This is a genomic window from Pantoea sp. X-Soil-MYKO-1785 (assembly GCF_059730675.1).
The window spans coordinates 2,167,053-2,183,024 of sequence record NZ_AP036000.1 but is presented as its reverse complement, the minus strand read 5'-3'; the positions used below and the strand labels follow the sequence as shown (position 1 = coordinate 2,183,024).

20 protein-coding genes are annotated in these 15,972 nt (G+C 52.8%); 19 read left to right on the top strand and 1 reads right to left on the bottom strand.

The window, feature by feature from the left end; all coding sequences use genetic code 11:
• Nucleotides 1–3: 3 nt before the first annotated feature.
• Nucleotides 4–1,461 carry a glycosyltransferase family 2 protein gene (locus tag AC6I8D_RS10325; RefSeq protein WP_497820121.1) on the top strand — a complete coding sequence of 486 codons (1,458 nt, stop codon included), beginning with the start codon at nt 4–6 and terminating at the stop codon, nt 1,459–1,461.
• 126 nt (nt 1,462–1,587) lie between these two features.
• Here the strand turns inward: AC6I8D_RS10325 and AC6I8D_RS10320 are convergent, their stop codons facing one another.
• On the bottom strand, nt 1,588–1,920 hold the full coding sequence (locus AC6I8D_RS10320; RefSeq protein ID WP_497820120.1) for a hypothetical protein: 333 nt from the start codon (nt 1,918–1,920) through the stop codon (nt 1,588–1,590).
• A 312-nt stretch (nt 1,921–2,232) separates the two neighbouring features.
• Here AC6I8D_RS10320 and AC6I8D_RS10315 point away from each other — a divergent pair, with 312 nt between their 5' ends.
• From AC6I8D_RS10315 to AC6I8D_RS10230, 18 genes are all read left to right on the top strand, one after another.
• Nucleotides 2,233–2,820 (top strand): hypothetical protein, encoded by a 588-nt coding sequence (locus AC6I8D_RS10315; RefSeq protein ID WP_497820119.1) that lies wholly within the window; start codon nt 2,233–2,235, stop codon nt 2,818–2,820.
• The gene (locus AC6I8D_RS10310) at nt 2,817–3,158 is read left to right on the top strand and encodes an HNH endonuclease signature motif containing protein (RefSeq protein WP_497820118.1); all 342 of its coding nucleotides are present in this window, start codon (nt 2,817–2,819) and stop codon (nt 3,156–3,158) included. Before AC6I8D_RS10315 ends, AC6I8D_RS10310 begins: the two co-directional genes overlap by 4 nt.
• On the top strand, nt 3,158–3,469 hold the full coding sequence (locus AC6I8D_RS10305) for a hypothetical protein (RefSeq protein WP_497820117.1): 312 nt from the start codon (nt 3,158–3,160) through the stop codon (nt 3,467–3,469). Before AC6I8D_RS10310 ends, AC6I8D_RS10305 begins: the two co-directional genes overlap by 1 nt.
• Before the next feature lie 164 nt (nt 3,470–3,633).
• A complete protein-coding gene (locus AC6I8D_RS10300; RefSeq protein WP_497820116.1) occupies nt 3,634–4,119 on the top strand; it encodes a phage terminase small subunit, hendrixvirinae-type in 486 nt (161 codons plus the stop codon).
• A 6-nt stretch (nt 4,120–4,125) separates the two neighbouring features.
• Nucleotides 4,126–5,640, top strand: a complete 1,515-nt coding sequence (locus AC6I8D_RS10295; protein WP_497820115.1) for a terminase large subunit — start codon at nt 4,126–4,128, stop codon at nt 5,638–5,640.
• Nucleotides 5,640–6,914, top strand: coding sequence for a phage portal protein (locus AC6I8D_RS10290; protein ID WP_497820114.1), 1,275 nt, complete (start codon nt 5,640–5,642; stop codon nt 6,912–6,914). Before AC6I8D_RS10295 ends, AC6I8D_RS10290 begins: the two co-directional genes overlap by 1 nt.
• A gap of 17 nt (nt 6,915–6,931) precedes the next feature.
• Complete coding sequence (locus tag AC6I8D_RS10285; RefSeq protein WP_497820113.1) at nt 6,932–7,609, top strand: HK97 family phage prohead protease; 678 nt, start codon at nt 6,932–6,934, stop codon at nt 7,607–7,609.
• Nucleotide 7,610: 1 nt separating this feature from the next.
• A complete protein-coding gene (locus tag AC6I8D_RS10280) occupies nt 7,611–8,768 on the top strand; it encodes a phage major capsid protein (RefSeq protein WP_497820112.1) in 1,158 nt (385 codons plus the stop codon).
• A 34-nt stretch (nt 8,769–8,802) separates the two neighbouring features.
• Nucleotides 8,803–9,135 carry a head-tail connector protein gene (locus AC6I8D_RS10275; protein WP_497820111.1) on the top strand — a complete coding sequence of 111 codons (333 nt, stop codon included), beginning with the start codon at nt 8,803–8,805 and terminating at the stop codon, nt 9,133–9,135.
• The gene (locus AC6I8D_RS10270; protein WP_497820110.1) at nt 9,135–9,476 is read left to right on the top strand and encodes a phage head closure protein; all 342 of its coding nucleotides are present in this window, start codon (nt 9,135–9,137) and stop codon (nt 9,474–9,476) included. The genes AC6I8D_RS10275 and AC6I8D_RS10270 overlap by 1 nt, the downstream gene beginning before the upstream one ends.
• Nucleotides 9,473–9,919: an HK97-gp10 family putative phage morphogenesis protein gene (locus AC6I8D_RS10265; RefSeq protein ID WP_448309792.1), complete on the top strand. Its 447-nt coding sequence runs from the start codon at nt 9,473–9,475 to the stop codon at nt 9,917–9,919. Before AC6I8D_RS10270 ends, AC6I8D_RS10265 begins: the two co-directional genes overlap by 4 nt.
• A complete protein-coding gene (locus AC6I8D_RS10260; protein ID WP_497820109.1) occupies nt 9,916–10,263 on the top strand; it encodes a DUF3168 domain-containing protein in 348 nt (115 codons plus the stop codon). The genes AC6I8D_RS10265 and AC6I8D_RS10260 overlap by 4 nt, the downstream gene beginning before the upstream one ends.
• Before the next feature lie 60 nt (nt 10,264–10,323).
• Nucleotides 10,324–10,794 carry a phage tail protein gene (locus AC6I8D_RS10255; RefSeq protein ID WP_497820108.1) on the top strand — a complete coding sequence of 157 codons (471 nt, stop codon included), beginning with the start codon at nt 10,324–10,326 and terminating at the stop codon, nt 10,792–10,794.
• A 73-nt stretch (nt 10,795–10,867) separates the two neighbouring features.
• Nucleotides 10,868–11,278: a phage tail assembly chaperone gene (locus AC6I8D_RS10250; RefSeq protein ID WP_497820107.1), complete on the top strand. Its 411-nt coding sequence runs from the start codon at nt 10,868–10,870 to the stop codon at nt 11,276–11,278.
• A 23-nt stretch (nt 11,279–11,301) separates the two neighbouring features.
• A complete protein-coding gene (locus tag AC6I8D_RS10245; protein WP_497820106.1) occupies nt 11,302–11,565 on the top strand; it encodes a phage tail assembly protein T in 264 nt (87 codons plus the stop codon).
• A gap of 34 nt (nt 11,566–11,599) precedes the next feature.
• Nucleotides 11,600–14,881, top strand: coding sequence for a phage tail tape measure protein (locus tag AC6I8D_RS10240; RefSeq protein ID WP_497820105.1), 3,282 nt, complete (start codon nt 11,600–11,602; stop codon nt 14,879–14,881).
• Nucleotides 14,881–15,219 (top strand): phage tail protein, encoded by a 339-nt coding sequence (locus AC6I8D_RS10235; RefSeq protein ID WP_497820670.1) that lies wholly within the window; start codon nt 14,881–14,883, stop codon nt 15,217–15,219. Before AC6I8D_RS10240 ends, AC6I8D_RS10235 begins: the two co-directional genes overlap by 1 nt.
• Complete coding sequence (locus AC6I8D_RS10230; protein ID WP_497820104.1) at nt 15,216–15,971, top strand: phage minor tail protein L; 756 nt, start codon at nt 15,216–15,218, stop codon at nt 15,969–15,971. The genes AC6I8D_RS10235 and AC6I8D_RS10230 overlap by 4 nt, the downstream gene beginning before the upstream one ends.
• Nucleotide 15,972: the final 1 nt, after the last annotated feature.

Genomic DNA, 15,972 nt, shown 5'->3' with positions numbered 1-15,972 from the left:
AATATGGACGTTATGATTGATGGTGTGCGGTACGCACCGGTAACTGAGCGGGCATCAAATATTGGTATCGCCATCAGCACCCATAACCGCCATGACGTCATATCCAGCGCACTGGATCACCATCTGAAGTTTCTGCCGGCCGGCGCGCTGGTGGTTGTTATTGATGACGGTTCAGCCAAACCAGTGACAGCGCCTGAAGGTGTCAGGGTTATTCGTCATGATGTTTCACGCGGTATCGTGGCCGCTAAAAATGCGAGCCTTGAGGCGCTGATTGATGCCGGGTGTGAGCATCTCTTCCTGTGGGACGATGATGCCTGGCCGATTGCTGGTGGCTGGGAACAGCCATACATCGAATCGCCTGAGCCACATCTGGCGTATCAGTTCCTCGACCTGGCTGGCCGAAATAAGCTGAACGATATGACGGTGCTGTACCGTGATGATAAGCACATCGCGTATACCGGTCAGCGCGGCGTGATGCTCTATTACCACCGCAGCGCAATTGAGCAGCTGGGTGGCTTCGATCCGGTATACGGTCGCGGCATGTATGAGCATCCTGATTTAGCGTTACGCATTCACAATGCAGGATTAACTACCTGGGCCTTTGCTGATGTGGTTGGCTCGAAAAAGCTGATCCACTCTATGGATGAGCACGAAGAAGGTACGCGCTCTATTCCACGTCCTGAGCGTGAAGCACTGGCAAAGGCTAATGCTGTTATCTACAGCGTCCGGCGCGACAGCGGTTACACGGCTTATGTACCATTCCGGCAGCAGCGAGATGTTGTTATCACCACACTGCTGACCAGTCAGCCTGATCCACAGCGCGGGACTAAACTTGCTCCCGCTGCCGATTTGTTGCAGGCGTGGGCTGCGTCAGTCCGCGGTGCAGATGCTGTTGTTCTGGCCGATGAGCTAACCACTGCCCCGGGCGATGCATGTCTGATTCATGTACCTGCGCTTCAGATGAGTCCCTATTTCGCCCGCTGGCTCCATATCTACCAATACCTCCGTGCTCACCCAGAGTATCGACGGGTCTGGTGTACCGATGGCACTGACGTTGAGATGCTGCATGCACCATGGGACGAGATGGAGTCAGGCAAAATCTATGTAGGCTCTGAGCACAAGACATACGCCGAGCAATGGATGAAGGCAAATCACCACGGGAAAGCGTATAGCGAGTTTCTCGAACAGCACCGGAATGAACCTCTGCTCAATGCTGGTCTGTTGGGCGCCAGCCGTGAAGATGTAATGGAGTTTGCTCACCGTATTATCAGGCAACATTATCTCATCGAAAGCCACCGCTTCTGGAAGATGGAGACGGCACCCGCCACTCTGGTTGATATGGGAGCCTTCGGGATTGCGGCTAAGTCTTTCGGTGATCGTGTTATTACCGGTCCGCGCATCCACACAGTGTTCAAGTCAGACGGAATCGGTAAGGAGTTTGCCTGGTGGAAACACAAGTGATACCGAAAGGTATAAGTAGCGATAAAAACAGCATGGACGAGTGTGAAATTCCAGCCGATATAAATGAGGTTTTTAAAAATATCAAAAACGTAAACCTCAAATATATCGACTCTGAAAAGGTAAATTTCAATCACGCTCTTGAAGGGTCAGAGTCCGTGAAGCAAAGAAAATAACGTTATTCATTGCTTTGATTCCTTCTTCAAAATCCATCGTTTTGAGCGATGGCTTCAACGCATCATTCACGGGTGCTAAAGAATTAGTGTATCCAGGCCTTGTTGGAACAGATACCTGCACCTTTACATCACCCGAGACCAGCGTTGCCAGAGCATTCATTACGTTCATCGCCAGCAAATTAGAAGCACCGTCTCTTTGTATGGGCATGAAAGTAAATTTTGAGCCATCTATTTTAATCAAAACCTTTGCACGGTCCGGCCGCATGTCATCTCCGAGAAAAGGCATTATTCTCCAGCCACAGTACCAGTTACGGCATACTTGCGGCCTTGAATCGTATATTGAGCAGCCCTTCACGGGAGAAAGATGTGGACAAGGTACATCCGATCTTTTTTTCAGTTCAGGTGTATCAATGCGCAGTGATGTGCAACATACGGTACATTCACCGCAAACTCGATTTGGAACTAAAGCTTTTTCATTTGCCATTGCTGCCTCAGAAAAAAAAGTGAAACGGATTTTGTCTTTTTCGTTTAATCCTCACTTTATATGTGGCCTATCAAAATAAATATCCTGATATTTGATCAGTATCCGAGGAAGCACATGAGTGGCGAGATTAAGTTCGTGGTGGTTGGTCATCACGCACGCCAGCATCAGGCAGAACAACTTGCTTGGTCGATGCGTGCTCACCTGCTTATTGACGAAGGGCAGCACGGCGCTAACTGGAATCATCGTCGTGCAATCGAGTGGGCCAGCCAGCAGGATTGCCGGGTAGTGATACTGGAGGATGATGCGGTTCTGGTTAACGGCTTCACTGAGAAGGTAACAGCCTGGCTCAGCCGTTTCCCCAATGAGCTTATCAGCTTCTATCTCGGTACCGGCAGACCGCCTCAGTATCAGAACGAGATTGCCGGAATGCTGGTGGAAGCTGACCGAACAAACGGCGATTACATAGCCATGAGCAAGCTCATTCACGGCGTCTGCTATAGCCTGCCAGTGAATAAAGTGCAGCAGGTATTAAGCAGATGGAATCAAACGCTGGCTGCTGATTACGCAGTAGGTGATGCATTTGGTAGCCGCGTTATCTATCCGTGTTACTCGCTGGTGGATCACGCTGACACGCCCACAGTTGAGCGACACCCGGACAATGAACCGAGGACAGAGCGTCGCAGGGCATGGAGGCTGGCATGATTAAAGAACCTCGCGTTTATGGCAGCAGATGGGATAAAGCACGCCTTCGATTCCTGCAGCAGCACCCGCTATGCGTGATGTGCGAACAGCAGGGGAGAATCACAGCGGCCACAGTTGTTGATCATATCGAACCCCACAAACTTAAAGACGCGCTGAAGTCTGGCAATCCGCTGGCGATATCGAAAGCACAGCACCTGTTCTGGAGTAAAGAGAACTGGCAGCCACTGTGCAAAGCGCATCACGACTCAACCAAACAGAGAATGGAGAAGAGTGGCACAGTCATTGGCTGCGATGCTAACGGCTACCCGCTCGACCCCGCGTCTCACTGGAGTAAGTAATGAAGTCGCTGAAGATTGAATACTGCGATGGCAAGTTGCTGGAGTGCCGTGTTGATGGCGTACTGGTTGAATGTCTGTCGTCATTACATTTGATCCATGAGGGCAGTGATCTGCCAACGCTGACGATCACTACGAAGGTATCAAGCAAAGAGACGCTGATAGCGCCAGACATTGATCGGAAGACACTTGAATCAGTAACGAAGCGATTCGGTGAAGGTCAGATTCCTTTCGGTGGCCTCCCGTGCGCTCTCAGACATCCTCACAAATATGATGATACCGACCAACCTAACCCGCCAGACGATGCTGCATGATTGATGCAACTGTGAAATCATTTCATTTGCAACTATATCAAATGAGAATGAATCTCATCAGAGCAGGGGGGGAGGGTAAATCTTCAAACCCTTTGCTCCAAATGACCGCCGCCAAAGTTTTATTTTAACGCTAACCCGATTTTTTCCACTTTAGGCATTGACATATGGCAGACAGACGAACCCGCTCAGACAGTTCTACGGCGGCGATTCAGGCCATGAAAAACGCAGCCGAGGACACCATTCAGCCCCCGGATTATGCAGGGCTTGAAGCCGGCGCCGAACCATTCTGGCATGACAACATCCGATCCAAAGCGCTCGACAGCTGGACTCCCGCGGACCTGCTGGCTGCGGCAGAACTGGCAAACAATCAGCTCTATGTCATTGCCCTGCGTAAAGAGCTAAGAAGGCAGGAAAAAGTATTGGGCGAGGAACGCAACGAAGCGCTTATCAAAGATCTGAGAAAACAGGTTCCTGAGCTTCAGCGAACCATTCTGGCCCAGCGCCGGGACCTGCAAATTCATTCGCATGCCACTAACGGTGAGACGCGCGATCAGAAGAAGCGTAACCAGAACGACAAGACAGCGCGTGACGTTGCTAAACAGCACCAGTCAGAAGAAGACAATCTGATCGCCTTCCCCAAACACGGATAACAACCTATGACGCGAGGTGAGCGTGTAATAGCGTTCATCGAACGCTTTTGCATTGTGCCTGAAGGCAAGCTTATTGGTCAGCCTATGCGGCTGGACCCTTTTCAGAAAGAGTTCATTCTGGCGGTTTACGACAACCCCGCCGGCACTGACATGGCTATCCTGAGTATCGCCCGAAAAAACGGCAAGACCGGGCTTATCGCCGGGATTCTGCTTGCTCACCTGGTTGGGCCGGAGGCGGTACAAAACACGCAGATCGTTAGTGGGGCGCTGAGCCGCGAACAGGCATCGATAGTTTTTAACCTCGCGGTAAAGATGGTGAACCTTAATCCTGCGCTGCAGGAAATAGTGCGCATCACGCCGAGCGGTAAAAAGCTCATTGGCTTGCCGTGCAATGTTGAATATAAAGCGCTGTCTGCTGAGGGTAAGACAACGCACGGCCTGTCACCGGTTCTGGCAATTCTCGACGAAACCGGGCAGGTGCGCGGACCGCAGGATGACTTCATTGATGCCATTACTACGGCACAGGGTGCCCATGAAAACCCGTTGCTGATTGTGATCAGTACCCAGGCAGCGAATGACGCGGACCTGCTTAGCATCTGGATTGATGACGCGGTGAAGTCAAAAGACCCGCATATCGTCTGCCATGTTTATGAGGCGCCGAAAGAGGCGGACATCAGCAAGCATGAGTCCTGGCTGGCGGCAAACCCCGCGCTAGGCACCTTCAGATCAGAGAAAGACATGGCCCGCCAGGCTGAAAAGGCCGGCCGCATGCCCAGCTTTGAAAACACCTTCCGCAACCTGAACCTTAACCAGCGCGTTTCGACGGTGTCACCTTTCATTTCCCGCGGCGTGTGGGAATCCTGTGGTGAGCAACCTCTGAACACTCCACGTAAATGGTATGCCGGCCTTGACCTTTCAGCCCGAAATGACTTAACCGCGCTGGTTATTGCTGGCGAATCATCTGATGGGATATGGGACGTATTCCCGTTCTTCTGGACCCCGGAAAAAACGCTTGAAGAGCGTACCAGGACAGATCGGGCGCCGTATGACGTATGGGTAAGGGATGGGCTGCTAAGAACCACCCCAGGAGCATCCGTAGATTACTCATTTGTAGTGAGCGATATCGCTGAAATCATCAGCGAATTCGACCTGACGTCTATGGCATTTGACCGCTGGCGAATCGACCAGTTCAGGAAGGATGCTGACGCGATCGGCCTTTCACTGCCACTGGTGGAGTTTGGACAGGGGTTCAAAGACATGGGCCCCGCGGTCGATACGCTGGAGTCACTGATGCTGAACGGACGCGTCAGGCATGGCATGCATCCGGTACTGACAATGTGCGCCGTTAACGCAGTGGTAGTAAAAGACGCCGCCGGCAACCGGAAACTCGATAAATCCAAAGCAACAGGCCGTATTGATGGCATGGTCGCGATGACTATGTCAGTCGGTGCGGCAAATGGGGAGGTCACTGTGCAAGGTGGTGACTTTGAAGACTTCATTTTCAGACCGCTGAGCATGTGATGGAAGAACAAAAATACTCGATAGACCTGCGAACCAATAACGGGATGTGGGCGCGCCTGCAGTCGTGGTTTGTCGGCGGGCGGTTAGTCACTCCCAATCAGGGATCGCAATCTGGCCCGGTGTCGGCACACGGACACCTCGGCGATTCATCCGTAAATGATGAGCGTATCCTCCAGATCTCGACGGTGTGGCGCTGCGTGAGCCTGATTTCAACGCTTACAGCCTGCCTTCCGCTCGATGTTTTTGAAACTGACAAAGACGATAACCGCAGTAAGGTTGGCATGGATAACCCGCTGGCCCGATTGCTACGGTTCTCTCCTAACCAGTACATGACCGCCCAGGAATTTCGGGAGGCTATGACGATGCAGCTGTGTTTCTACGGGAATGCGTATGCACTGGTTGAGAGGAATGGCGCGGGTGATGTCATCAGCCTGCTGCCCCTGCAGTCTGCCAACATGGATGTGCGGATGGACGGCAAAAGGCTGGTCTATCGCTATCAGCGCGATGGCAGCTACGCGGACTTTGCGCAAAAAGAAATTTTTCATCTTAAAGGGTTCGGCTTCACTGGCCTGACCGGGCTGTCACCAATCGCATTTGCCTGCAAATCGGCTGGCGTAGCGGTGGCGATGGAAGATCAGCAGCGTGACTTCTTCGCGAACGGCGCCAAATCACCCCAAATCCTCTCTACTGGCGAAAAAGTGCTGACAGAGGCTCAGCGCTCGCAGGTAGAAGAGAATTTTAAGGAAATAGCCGGCGGACCGGTCAAAAAGCGGCTCTGGATTCTGGAAGCTGGCTTTTCAACCTCGGCAATCGGCGTGACGCCGCAGGACGCAGAGATGATGGCGTCGCGGAAGTTTCAGGTCAGTGAGCTGGCGCGATTCTTCGGCGTTCCACCTCACCTCGTCGGCGACGTTGAGAAGTCTACGAGCTGGGGGACGGGCATTGAACAGCAAAACCTCGGCTTTCTTCAGTACACGCTGCAGCCTTACATATCCCGCTGGGAAAACAGCATTCAGCGCTGGCTGATCCCGCCGGCGGATGTCGGCCGGTATCACGCAGAGCACAACCTTGATGGGCTCCTGCGCGGCGATTCCGCTTCACGCGCTGCCTTTATGAAAGCGATGGGTGAGGCAGGTCTCAGAACGATCAACGAAATGCGGCGGACAGATAATATGCCGCCTCTGCCGGGTGGTGATGTGGCGATGCGCCAGGCGCAGTACGTGCCAATTACTGATTTAGGAACCAACAAAGAGCCCCGCGATGTCGGGGCTTAATTTTTATGGGGGCCGTGATGCCTGAGATCGTAAAAACGCTGTCGTTTGATAAAACGGAAATCAAGTTTACCGGTGACGGCAAGCAGGGGATTTTCGAAGGCTATGCGTCCGTGTTCAACAACACCGACTCTGACGGCGACATTATTCTACCCGGCGCGTTTAAAAGTGCGCTATCCAGCCAGACGCGAAAAGTAGCCATGTTTTTCAATCATAAAACATGGGAGCTGCCTGTCGGGAAGTGGGACAGCATTGCGGAAGACGAAAAAGGGCTGTATGTGCGCGGACAGCTTACGCCCGGCCACAGCGGCGCAACTGACCTGCGCGCGGCCATGCAGCACGGCACGGTGGAGGGTATGTCGGTTGGCTTCTCAGTTAATAAAGACGATTACTCGGTCGGTACCAGCGGTCGCATCTTCAAAAACATCCCGCTGTTACGTGAAATCAGCGTCTGCACATTCCCGGCCAATGAGCTTGCCGGTGTGGCAGCTATGAAAAGTTTGGATGGTATCGAAACCATTCGTGATGTGGAGAGCTGGCTGAGGGATTCAGTCGGCCTGACCAAATCACAGGCAGTAGGGTTTATATCCCGGTTTAAGTCAGCAATTCGGAGCGAGTCCGAGGATGACGCGAACAAAACGCAAATCAGTGCTCTTTTAGAGAGCATCAAATCATTCCCCTCTCATTTAGGTAAATAACATGTCCGAACTTGCACAAATTCAGAAAGCCATCGAAGACTCACAGTCAAAAATGACCCAGCTTTTCGATGCGCAGAAAGCAGAAATCGAAAGCACCGGTAAAGTGTCAAAGCAACTGCAGGATGATCTTGTAAAAGTAAACGAAGAGTTGCAGAAATCCGGTGCCCGTCTCTTTGACCTGGAGCAGAAGCTAGCATCTGGCGCTGAAAATCCGGGTGAGAAGAAGTCCTTCTCTGAACGCGCCGCCGAAGAACTGAAGAAGTCATGGAACGGCAATCGAGGCAGCTTCGAAGCTAAAACTTTTAACAAGTCTCTCGGTAGTGACGCTGCATCTGCAGGTGCGCTGATCCAGCCGATGCAGGTGCCGGGGATTGTTGCTCCGGGCCTGCGCCGTCTGACCATCCGAGATCTGCTGGCTCAGGGTCGCATTTCCAGTAACTCACTGGAATATATGCGTGAAGATGTGTTCACCAACAACGCTGATATTGTTGCAGAGAAGGCGCAGAAGCCAGAATCTGATATCACATTCAGCAAACAAACCGCCAACGTGAAGACCATCGCTCACTGGATTCAGGCATCTCGTCAGGTTATGGACGATGCGCCAATGCTGCAGTCCTACGTCAACACCCGCCTGCTGTATGGCTTGGCTCTGAAAGAAGAAGATCAGCTTCTGAATGGTGACGGCACCGGTGATGATCTGGAAGGTATCAACCATGTTGCTACAGCGTATGACACCACGCTGAATGCAACGGGTGACACCCGCGCAGACATTATCGCTCATGCTATTTACCAGGTGACCGAGTCCGAATACAGCGCATCAGGCATCATCCTTAACCCACGTGACTGGCACAACATCGCGTTGCTGAAAGATGGTGAAGGCCGCTACATCTTCGGTGGTCCGCAGGCGTTTACCAGCAACATCATGTGGGGTCTGCCGGTTGTTCCTACCCGTGCGCAGGCGTCAGGCACCTTCACCGTTGGTGGTTTTGACTTGGCTTCTCAGGTTTGGGACCGCATGGATGCAACTATCGAGATCAGTAATCAGGATCGCGATAACTTCATCAAAAACATGCTGACCATCCTGTGCGAAGAGCGCCTTGCTCTGGCCCACTACCGCCCGACAGCGATCATCAAGGGCACCTTTGCTTCTGGTTCCTGATGAGGGAGGGCGGGGAAACCCGCCCTTTTAACGCATGGCGATAGATGTACTGGACGTATTAAGCCTGAATCTTCTGAAACAGCAGATTGAGTTTGAGGGAGATGATCGCGACGAGCTGATCACTCTCTTTGCGCAGGCTGCTTTCGACTACTGCTACCGGTGGTGCGATGAACCCGCATGGAAAGTAGCAGGGGATATACCGGCTGCCGTAAAGGGTGCAGTGCTGCTTTGCTTTGCGGATATGTTCGAACACCGTACAGCGCAGAGTGAAGCGCAGCTTTATGAAAATGCCGCGGCTGAGAGGATGATGTTCATCCATCGCAACTGGCGCGGGAAAGAGGATGTAAACCCGGAGGAAGGTAGCTGATGGAACCTGGACGCTTTCGCCATCGGGTGACAATACAGAATTCACTTCAGGTCAGGACACCTTCGGGTCAGCCCAAAAACGAATGGCATGATGTGGCTGTAGGCTGCCCTGCAGAAGTCAAAGCGATTAGCGGTCGGGAGTTGCTGACTTCTGGCGCCGAGAAAGCCGAGGCGACCATTCGTGTCTGGATGCGGTTTCGGGCGGACATTACCGCCGGGACACGCCTTATCTGCACCAATGGACCGTTAAAAGGCATGATTCTGGACGTTGCCGGCACCCCCGTACCCAACAGCAACGGAACACGGTTGGAAATTCTCTGTAAGCAGGGGGTAAAAACGTGATCGATACCAAACTGGATTTTGCAGGCTTATTAGATTTGAGCGATGACCTCAAGGCGCTCAGTAAAGCCGAAAATCGTAAGGTCATGCGTGATGCAACCCGCGCCGCTGCCACGGTTTTTCAGGACGAAGTTATCAAGCGGGCCCCGGTAAGAACGGGCAAGCTGAAAAAGAATATCGTTGTAATGACCCAGCGGACGCGTAACGGCGACATTTCCTCTGGCGTTCACATTCGAGGCACGAATCCGCGCACAGGCAACAGCGACAGCAAGCTGAAAACCAAAGACTCACGGAACGCTTTTTACTGGCGGTTTGTTGAGTTAGGCACGTCGAATATGCCGGCTATCCCTTTTGTTCGGCCAGCTTATGATGCCAGGCAAGAAGAGGCCGCAAATGCCGCGTTTGCCCGTGCCAATCAGGCCATTGATGAGGCGCTAACAAAATGACGGAATCACAGATTTATCCTCTGCTCAGTGAGCTGTCTGGCGGGAAGGTTTATCCCTACGTGGTACCGTTAAACCCGCAGGGGCAACCATCCGTTTCGCCGCCATGGGTTGTGTTTGCTGTGGTCAGTGAAGTGTATGGGGATACGCTCTGTGGTCCGGCAGAGGAGAGCGGCACACTGCAGGTTGATGTATACGCATCGACTCCGGATGAGGCACGAACCATCAGAGAGCAAGCCAGTGCTGCATTGTCGCCGCTGAAGTTCACCCAAATGAACAAAACTAACGGCTACGAATCCGATACCGGCCTGTTCCGGGCTACGCTGGAAATTCAGAGCCAGCAGTAATCGCTTCCCTCATCAATATCACCACCGCCACAAGGCGGTTTTTTTTCGTCTGGAGAAAACATGACCAGTAAATATGAAGTAACGAAGGGGATGACGTTTGCCGTCTCTGACGCGCCGGTGACACCAGAAGATTTCGATGCGGCGGGTTTTCCTTCTGCAGGCGTTAATTGGCTAGAGGCGGCCTGTGCAACGAAGGAAATTACCTATACCGGCGGCCAGAAGGGTGACATTGACGTTACCACACTTTGCTCAACCGAGCAGGAGCAGACCAACGGTCTGGCCGCGCCGGCAGAGATGAGCATCAGCCGAAACTGGGTTGGTAATGAAGAGGCACAGGCGGCGCTGCAGACGGCATATGAAAACGATGAGCTTCGCGCGTTGCGTGTGGTTTTCCCGTCCGGCAACGGTTTTTACGTGCTGGTAGAGGTGCGTCAGAGCTCGTGGGGTGCGACCACTTCATCTGTTGTCAGCGCCACTTACTCGCTGCGCGTGCGTGGCAAACCTAAGCGCATCGTTGCGTCAGGTTCATAAGCGGCTACGGCCGCTTTTCTTTCACTGAGTGGCCTATGGTCACTCTGTTATTACAGACCACAGAGATCATGAAATGTCGCCAACTAAAAAAACCAAAACATCACCGTCTGCACTTCGCGATCTGGCGCTTGCTCCATCGTCCGGATTTCGCTCAAAAGTAATTGAGGTGCCTGAGTGGAACGGGGCAAAAGTCATGCTTCGCGAGCCGTCTGGTGAAGCATGGCTGCGTTTCCGGGAAATCATGACCCCGGGTCTGGCTGAAGGCGAAGACGCGCCAAAACTGACCCAGCAGGAAACCTACATTCGTAATAAAAAAGCGGACGTAGTGATGTTTATGGATGTACTGCTGGATGAAGACGGCAATCGCGTCTTTAGCGATCAGGACGAAGCTACAGTGTCTGAAATTTACGGACCGGTTCATTCCCGCCTGCTTTCTCAGGCCCTGAACCTTGGCATGTCACAGGAAGCCGCTGAAGCAAAGTAAAAGAGCCGCTGACCTTCTTCCTTATGACGCTGGCCCTTCGGCTGGGGCGCACCTTTCACGAAATTCGCGAAACCCTTTCCGCGTCTGAACTGAAAATGTGGATCGCCTATGACCGCCTGAGTCCGATCGGTGACTGGCGCGGTGATATTCAGGCAGCTCAGGTATCAACCGCCATCCTGAAAGCTCAGGGCGGTAAAGCGACCATCAGTGAAATGCTCCTGAAATGGGGTGAGAAAGACGAAGAGGCAGAAATCAGCGGCCTTGAAGAATGGATGGGTGGTCTTTAATAACCCGCGCCGGCGGGGTTTCAACAGGTGACATATGGCAACGCTGCGCGAACTGATTATCAAAATCTCCGCCAATTCCAGTTCTTTTCAGTCTGAAATTTCCCGCGCCTCACGAATGGGTGCCGATTATTACAAAACAATGGAGCAGGGAGGCAAAAAGGCGGCGGCGGCCACGCGTGAAACCCGGCGATCACTGTCAGAGCTGAATTCAGAGCTGGCAACAGTAAAATCATCGGCAGCCGGTCTCGCCGGCGCATGGGCTGGTGCGTTCGCTACTCATCAGCTGATTGAATTTGCGGATACGTGGAATCAGATGAACGGGCGCCTGAAACTGGCGTCCACATCCACGGATGATTTTGCTACAGCACAGCGCACTTTGATGGAAATCAGCCAGCGTACCGGCACTTCCCTTGAGGCAAACTCCACGCTCTACAGCCGTATTGCACAGTCACTGCGAGCTGCTGGCTATGCATCTTCTGATGTTGCCAGGGTAACTGAGACGGTCGCCACCTCACTGAAGCTTTCCGGTGCGAGCACAGAGGAAGCCAGTTCGGTTATCACTCAGCTCAGTCAGGCTTTGGGCTCAGGTGTCTTACGTGGCGAAGAGTTTAACGCCATTATGGAAAACGGCGGCCGGCTGGCTAAGCTTCTGGCTGATGGCTTAGGTGTTACGGTCGGCGGTCTGCGAAATATGGCTAATAACGGCCAGCTGACAACAGACAAGATTGTGCCGCTTCTGACGAATGTCGAAGTGCTCCGCAAAGAGTTTGAGAGCCTGCCTGCCTCTGTAAGCGGATCGGCGCAGAAGGTGCAAAATGCCTTCCTCGCCTGGGTAGGTGGTGCAGATAGCGCGGTTGGCGCTTCGTCATCTCTGGCGGGTGTTCTGGATAGCCTGGCAAAAAATATTGATAACGTTGCAAACGCCGCTGGCGTTCTGGTCGGGATCGGACTTGCCCGTTACTTCGGTAATATGGTTGGCAACGTTGCACAATCAACTGCCGCAGTCGTTTCAAGTACTGCAGCAGAGGTGGCGCTTGCACAGGCTCAGGTGCGGGGTGCTCAGGTCAGTGTTGCTGCAGCGCGTCAGACACTCTATCGCGCTCAACAGGCCAAAGCCGCTGCCGCGTCGATTGAGGCGCAGATTTTGGCAGAGCGCAACCTGACCGCTGCTCAGTCTGGACTCAATAACGCTATCGCTGGCAGAACTTCGGCCATCAACAACCTCACCAATACTGCCTCTGTTATGTCACGCTTAGGTAGTGGTGTGCTTGGAATCCTTGGCGGCTGGCCGGGTGTGATTATTGGCGCCGGCACTGCAATGTACGGTCTCTATCAGCACACCCAGCAGGTTCACAAAGAAGCGGTTAGCTTTGCCAATAACCTCGATAAGATTAACGGCAAGCTCCAGCAGATGTCCGTGCTGGGCCTGAAATCCACTGCAGCTGATGCCCGCACATCCCTGCAGGCGCAGAAGCAGGATCTAAGCGATCTCGATACGCAGATTCAGAAGGTTAAAAGCAGTTTAAGTGGTCTTGACCAGATTCAGCAGGATTACAACAAGCATCCGACGCTGACCTACATCAACACGTTCATGGACCAGGCCGATATCACGGCTAAGAACGTGGAACTCACCGATAAGCTGAACAGGCTGGAGTATCAGCGTGAGCAAGCCGCGGCAAAAGTCGCCAGCACGCAAAAGCTGGTCAACGATGCGAGCGATCTGGCAACTCAGAAGGCCGTTGAGCAGGCTGGCGCGGTTTCGATACTGAAGGGTGCCTATGACCTTCTGAACCGTTCAATGTCTGCTACTGCCGGTGCAAAGCCGCCTCAGTATGCCGGGCCGGTTGTCAATGTAGCGAGCGCTACGCCACAGCAGCAAACCGCACTTGAAAAGGCCCGCCGCGATAACGAGCTTTCCAGCCTGAGCGGATTGCAGAAGCTGCACGCTCAGCATAAGTATGAAGCTGAAGATCTTAAACTGACTGGCGCACTCTACACCCAGTACATTTACAACAAAGATCAGGCTGCGAAAAAGGATGCTGCCGCGGCTGAAGCCAAAAAATCCGGTACGGCAGCGACCAATGCGCAGAACAAAGCGGAGCGTGAAGCGGCAACTCAGGCTGAAAACTATGCGCGGAAGATTGCAGATCTAAGCGTTGCGATAGAGGTCCAGAAGGTCAGGGCAACGGATGGTGAGAAAGCAGCAGAGCTTTACGCGGCCTCTCACCAAGCTGGCACAAAGTGGACCGAAGAGCAGCGCAAAGCAATCCGCGATAATTCAACTGAACTCGAGAAGTGGACGCATCTTGCTGACGCAAATGTGAAGAAGCAGCGCGAGCAGGCAGATGCGCTCAAAGATCTGACCGATGCCGCGCGTAAATACCGCGATGAAGCTACGCAAACCACCGAAACCGCTGGAATGAGTGACCGCCAGCGCAGCCGTTTTGATGAGCAACAGCAGATTGACCGGGTTTTCGATAAAACGGATAAGGGCAGTGCGGCGGTAGCGGAAAGACAGCGCGCGCTCGATGCTCTCGACAGCAAATATAAAGCTATTGCTTCATCAGAAGCAGACTGGCTATCAGGCGCCTCCCGAGGCTACAACCGCTGGCTCGAAGAGGCCAGTAATGTATCCGCCACGGTATCTGATGGAGTGTATAGCACCCTGGATTCCGCATTTACCAATGTAACTTCCATGCTGGAAGGAAATAAGGTGAGCTGGAAATCATGGGGACTATCGATTCTGCAGATCATCGAGAAAGTTGCTCTTCAGATGGCTGTCGTTAATGCGATGGGCGGGGGATCTTCCTCTTCTGGAATATTTGGTTCCCTCATTGGTGGTGCGGTAAGCCTGTTTGGCGCAGCCTCTGATGGTGGAGCATCCTCAGCTAACGCATTTTCGACCGGCGCATATGACAACCTGACCCTCAATGCAAAAGGGGGTGTGTATAACTCCCCATCACTTAGCGCTTTCAGTAACAGCGTTGTAAGCACCCCAACAATGTTCGCATTCGCTAAAGGTGCTGGCTTGATGGGTGAGGCCGGACCTGAGGCGATTATGCCGCTTACTCGTGCGCCTGATGGTTCGTTAGGTGTTCGGGCTGTGGGTGGGGTGAGTTCCGGCGGAGCATCCGGGGCACCACAGGTGTATATCAGCATTGCGGACAGTGGCAACACCTCCACACAAACTTCCACTGGCTGGGAAGATTTTGGCGCGGAAATTGGTCGCTTTGTTGACCAGCGCTACCAGCAGCTTAAGTTGCGGGATATCAGGCCGGGCGGGGATATCTGGAATATGGCAAAAGGAAGATCATGATGGCTATTGAAACTTTCTCATGGTGTCCGCGCCTGAATGCCGAAGCTGACACCAAATTTAATACACGAAAAGTGCAGTTTGGTGACGGTTACACTCAGGTGGCTGGTAATGGATTAAATCCGCGAAGTCAGGAATGGACGCTGAGTTTTACCGGCGCGGAGGCATACATAAAATCCATCAAAGACTTCCTTGATGCACATGGTGGCACCCGAGCTTTTCAGTGGAAACCGCCGCTGGAAGATATCGGTCTTTATCGCTGCGATACCTATAAACCAACCGCGTTGGGCAACAACAAGTTCAATCTGGATGCAACCTTCGTGCAGGCATTTAAACCATGAGTCTAAACAGTGATTATCAGAAGCTAGAACCAGGTAATCTGGTCAGGCTTTTTGAGGTAGATGGTACAGCTTTCGGAACTGGCGAGGTTCTGCGATTTCATTCCTATAACATCCCACACACCGAAGCGGAGATCATCGCAGCTGGTGGCGATGAGTTGAAGCTTCCGGCCAAATCAATCTGGTGGCAGGGCAATGAATATTCTGCATGGCCGTGCAAGATTGAAGGGATGGAATCATCCACAACCGGCAGCTCATCACAGCCAAAACTGACCGTGGGTAACCTTGATGGTTCTATTACTGCGCTCTGTCTAGCTTACGATGACATGCTTCAGGCGAAAGTGTCTATCCACGACACGCTGGCTAAGTATCTTGATGCGCGAAATTTCGAAGGTGGCAACTCTTCCGCTGATCCAACACAGGAAAAGCTGAAGGTTTTCTACATCGACAGCAAAAGCACTGAAACCAAAACGCAGGTTGAGTTCACGCTAAGCAGCCCGATGGATCTGCAGGGGCTGATGATACCCACGCGCCAGCTGCATTCACTCTGCACATGGTGCATTCGGGGGAAGTACCGGTCAGGTGATGGCTGCGATTATGCTGGCACGCGATACTTCGACAAATTTAATAATGCCGTTGATGATCCGTCTCTGGACGAATGCAGCGGTACACTCACCGGCTGTAAGCTGCGCTTCGGTGAAAATGAAGAGCTGTCGTTTGGTGGCTTCCCGGGAACGTCGCTTATAAGGAGTTAAT